This window comes from Pseudovibrio sp. POLY-S9 (assembly GCF_001431305.1).
Lineage (GTDB): Bacteria > Pseudomonadota > Alphaproteobacteria > Rhizobiales > Stappiaceae > Pseudovibrio.
In genome coordinates, this window is record NZ_LCWX01000149.1 from 1 (window position 1) to 3,448 (window position 3,448).

8 protein-coding genes are annotated in these 3,448 nt (G+C 49.9%); all 8 read left to right on the forward strand.

The window, feature by feature from the left end; all coding sequences use genetic code 11:
• Positions 1 to 97: 97 nt before the first annotated feature.
• Positions 98 to 343, forward strand: coding sequence for a hypothetical protein (locus PPL9_RS13985; protein WP_057463285.1), 246 nt, complete (start codon positions 98 to 100; stop codon positions 341 to 343).
• Between the two features lie 25 nt (positions 344 to 368).
• On the forward strand, positions 369 to 968 hold the full coding sequence (locus PPL9_RS13990; RefSeq protein WP_057463286.1) for a head-tail connector protein: 600 nt from the start codon (positions 369 to 371) through the stop codon (positions 966 to 968).
• Between the two features lie 25 nt (positions 969 to 993).
• Positions 994 to 1,326, forward strand: coding sequence for a phage head closure protein (locus PPL9_RS13995; RefSeq protein WP_057463287.1), 333 nt, complete (start codon positions 994 to 996; stop codon positions 1,324 to 1,326).
• A gap of 11 nt (positions 1,327 to 1,337) precedes the next feature.
• Positions 1,338 to 1,736: an HK97-gp10 family putative phage morphogenesis protein gene (locus tag PPL9_RS14000; RefSeq protein ID WP_161831295.1), complete on the forward strand. Its 399-nt coding sequence runs from the start codon at positions 1,338 to 1,340 to the stop codon at positions 1,734 to 1,736.
• Complete coding sequence (locus tag PPL9_RS14005; protein WP_057463289.1) at positions 1,733 to 2,134, forward strand: DUF3168 domain-containing protein; 402 nt, start codon at positions 1,733 to 1,735, stop codon at positions 2,132 to 2,134. Before PPL9_RS14000 ends, PPL9_RS14005 begins: the two co-directional genes overlap by 4 nt.
• Before the next feature lie 2 nt (positions 2,135 to 2,136).
• Positions 2,137 to 2,559 carry a phage major tail protein, TP901-1 family gene (locus PPL9_RS14010; protein ID WP_057463290.1) on the forward strand — a complete coding sequence of 141 codons (423 nt, stop codon included), beginning with the start codon at positions 2,137 to 2,139 and terminating at the stop codon, positions 2,557 to 2,559.
• Positions 2,560 to 2,562: 3 nt separating this feature from the next.
• Positions 2,563 to 2,892, forward strand: a complete 330-nt coding sequence (locus PPL9_RS14015; RefSeq protein WP_057463291.1) for a hypothetical protein — start codon at positions 2,563 to 2,565, stop codon at positions 2,890 to 2,892.
• 195 nt (positions 2,893 to 3,087) lie between these two features.
• Positions 3,088 to 3,448 (forward strand): hypothetical protein (locus PPL9_RS32395; protein ID WP_161831297.1); only part of this gene is annotated, 361 nt, incomplete at its 3' end.

Consider the following 3,448-nt stretch of genomic DNA (forward strand, 5'->3'; position numbering starts at 1 on the left):
AGCGACCCAGACTGCGAAGAGAAGCGTGACCCGGAGATGGATTAGATCCGATCGGAAAGGAAAAAAGAGCTTGACCTCAGCGCCCGATTAGAGAAGCATGTTCGTCAAAGTGAACTCAACCCGCCACACCATTCTTGGCACCTTCCGGTTTGGGTGTGTCTACAAGGTCGATGATAAGGACGCCAAAACCCGAAAGGTCACCAAACCGCTGATGGAAGGCGATGATGCGCCTTTGAAACGGCTCACTGCCAAGCAAGTGCAGGCGCAGAGTATCAAGTATCTCGATCTGACTGGACCTGCGAATGAAGACGCAGGGGAGCCAGTAGATGCAGATGAGGACTGACCTTTAACTTTACTTGGATGCCCACATGGACCGCAGTTCAATTCCGAAATTGAAGACGGCACCGGCCATACTGCCAATTAGTGTTGCTGATATAAAACTACATTTGTGCGTTGATGTTGATGAAGATGACGCTCTCATTGAAACTTATTTGAGAGCAGCTGTCTCCCGTCTTGAAGGATACCATGGGGAACTTGAACGGTGCCTCATCAACCAGACCTGGGAACAGAGCTATTGCTGTTGGCCTGGTAACAGAACCTTCAAACTCTGGTTTCCTGATGTCTCCAGTGCTGAAGTCTCATATGTGGATGTAAGCGGTGTATCAAAGCAGCTTGCTCCCACGCTGCTTGAGTTAGAAAGCAGCGTGGAAGGAACTGATCTGCATGTCGCAAAAAGCTTTTCTTTTCCGCAACTGAATGCCGATAAGAGGCGTCCCATTAAAGTTGAGTATGTCACTGGATTTGGTGAACAGCCTGACGATGTTCCCGCTGCGATAAATGCAGCACTCATGATGATGGTTGGTCATATGTACGCTACTCGTGAAGACGTGGTGATCGGATCAGTTGCGACTTCAGTACCTCACTCCTCTAAATTCATGCTTGAACCTTACCGGCGCTTTATCGGGTAGGTGGGGATTTAAAAAGGCTATCATCATGCGGGCTGGCCGTCTCAAAGACAGGATCACCTTCAGGCGCAAAGCAACTGTTGCCAATGGCTCTGGTGGCCTGATTACATCCTGGCATCTTCTCTTCAAGACTGTGGGTGAGCTGCAAATGTCCAAAGGCAAAGAGGTGATTGCTGGCGGGCGTATTGAAGCCTCTGCCATGGGCGTCCTTTCCATTCGTTATTCGGCTGTTTCCGCTGATCTGAGCGAAGCAGATATTGCGGTGATTGATGGCAAGACATTCAACATCCGCTCAATTCATGATCCTGAAAGGCGCAAGCGGCGGCTGGAACTGCTGCTTGAACGTGGGGTAGCAGTCTGATGGGTGATGGTGTGAAGGTATCTTCAAACCTTGATGTGGTGATGGCGCAGTTTCGAAAAATTGCTCCTGGCGTTGATCAGGAAATTGAAAAGGTTCAAAAAAAATCCTCAACAGAGCTTGCCAGCATTGCCAGTGCAGCAGCCCCCCAACGCAGCGGACAATTGTCCCGCTCCCTTAAATCCAGAAAAGCAACATCGGAAGACAAACTGGACTGGGGGGAAAAGCAGGTCGCTGGAAGCCAGTCCGGCTGGGTGGTCGTTATTTGGTTTACTTGGCACTGGCTGGAGTTTGGAACAGTGCATCATCCAGCTCAACCGTTCTTCTTTCCAGCATTCAGGCTTATGAAAAAACGCCATAACGGGCGCATGAACCGAGCGCTGAACAAGGCAATCAAGGACGCTCTCAAATGAATGATTATGCGGTTGCTCTACAGACCAAGCTTTATGAAACGCTTGTAAATGCTGGAACGGCAGCAAAGTCCATCTTTGATCACCACACCTCTGAAGTTGGTAAAGAGGGATACCCATTCATCCAGATCGGGGAATGGCAGGCGATACCCAATGATGTCACAGGTGCATATGGCTCCCATGAATTTGTTGATCTTCATATCTGGTCTCGTGCTTCCGATCAGATTGAGGCCAAGCAAATAATCGCACAGCTTTATGGGAACCTGCACGATGCTGACTTCGTGGTTGAAGGGCTGAGTTCCTGCTTCTCGTTTGTTGAAAGTACGCGTGTCATGACTGACCCGGATGGGGTCACACGTCATGGTGTCATAACGGTGAAATTCCATTGCAGAAAGGCATAGATATGGCAGACGGAAAAGGTCGGTTAATTCTTTTAAAACTCGGAAATGGCGCAGATCCAGAAGTGTTTGAAAACATTGCTGGGATTAAAACCAGAAACCTGTCCATCAATAACTCCCTGGTGGATGCAACGGTACCAGACAGCGATGACCCTGGCTCGATTGTCTATTCCTCATCTGTGCACGGTATTCAGTCTGTCTCGTTTTCCGGGTCAGGTTTGAGTGATGATAGTGCGACCAGCAAACAGCTCAATACAGCTTGTCTGGAGCAAAACCGGATCAACGCCAAGACCATCGTTCCCGGTCTTGGTGAGTATGCAGGTGTGATCCTTATTGAGAGCATTGAGTTCTCAGGTGAGGTTGAAGGGGAAGCAGAGTTCAGCATTTCCGTCAAGTTCACGGGCAAAGTTACCTTCACTGCGGAGTAGGTCATGCGAAATGCGAACACAGTTCGGGGTGAGGTCGCACTCCAGATCAATGGCCATGATCTTATTCTTTGCGCCGAAATGGAGCGTTTGGAGCAATTGGAGCAGGCGTGTGATGGCCGGCCATTAGGGCAGCTTGTTGGTGACATGGACATGATGTCAGTTTCAACGTTGAAAGCTTGTCTTGGAGCTCTCACGATTGAGGGGGATGCGAAGCAGGCCTGGGAGAGTCAGACCGGGGCGAATTATCTACCTCTGTTGAAGGAAGCTATTACAGCAGCACTGTTCCCGGAACTGTCTGAGGGAAAGGGCGAGGCCGAAGTGGAGAGCCCTTAAAGTTCTTTCCATTTCGGCAATGGCTTCAATGGTTACCAGCACTGGGGTGGAGGCCATCTGATTTTTGGAAAGCAAGTCTGGTGGAGTTCAATGAAGCTGTTGAGGGCTGGATTGCTGTGAATGGCAGCAATGGAGATGGAAGCAGTCTTACCACTTCAGATCGTGACGAGCTGAGACAATTGATGGATCTTCATAATGTCTAATTCCAATGGAAGCCAAAAAGTAATCACGCTTTTTGATGCCCGAACAACGGACATGGAAAAGAAGATTGCCCGCTTGGAGAGGAAAACCAAGGGCAGCTTTGCACGGAACGAAAAAGCTGTTCGTGGTTTCAATCAGGAAATGAGGAAATCCAGCGCTGCTGCTGGAAAGCTTCTCAAATCAGTCGGCTCTTTACCATTTGCCGGGGCAGCAGCTGGGGCTCTGTCTCTGGCCGGTGCTTTGACCCTTGCCAAGCAAGGCCTTGAAGACTTCGACAAGGTGGCGAAGACTGCAAGGCAAAACGGCTTGAGTGGTGAGTTCTACCAAACGCTGGCGTTTATGGCTGGGGGAGCCC

Bases quoted from the DNA above. Each gene is read 5' to 3' on its own strand.
- PPL9_RS13985 (WP_057463285.1), top strand. From the start codon at position 98: ATGTTCGTCAAAGTGAACTCAACCCGCCACACCATTCTTGGCACCTTC.
- PPL9_RS13990 (WP_057463286.1), top strand. From the start codon at position 369: ATGGACCGCAGTTCAATTCCGAAATTGAAGACGGCACCGGCCATACTG.
- PPL9_RS13995 (WP_057463287.1), top strand. From the start codon at position 994: ATGCGGGCTGGCCGTCTCAAAGACAGGATCACCTTCAGGCGCAAAGCA.
- PPL9_RS14005 (WP_057463289.1), top strand. From the start codon at position 1,733: ATGAATGATTATGCGGTTGCTCTACAGACCAAGCTTTATGAAACGCTT.
- PPL9_RS14010 (WP_057463290.1), top strand. From the start codon at position 2,137: ATGGCAGACGGAAAAGGTCGGTTAATTCTTTTAAAACTCGGAAATGGC.
- PPL9_RS14015 (WP_057463291.1), top strand. From the start codon at position 2,563: ATGCGAAATGCGAACACAGTTCGGGGTGAGGTCGCACTCCAGATCAAT.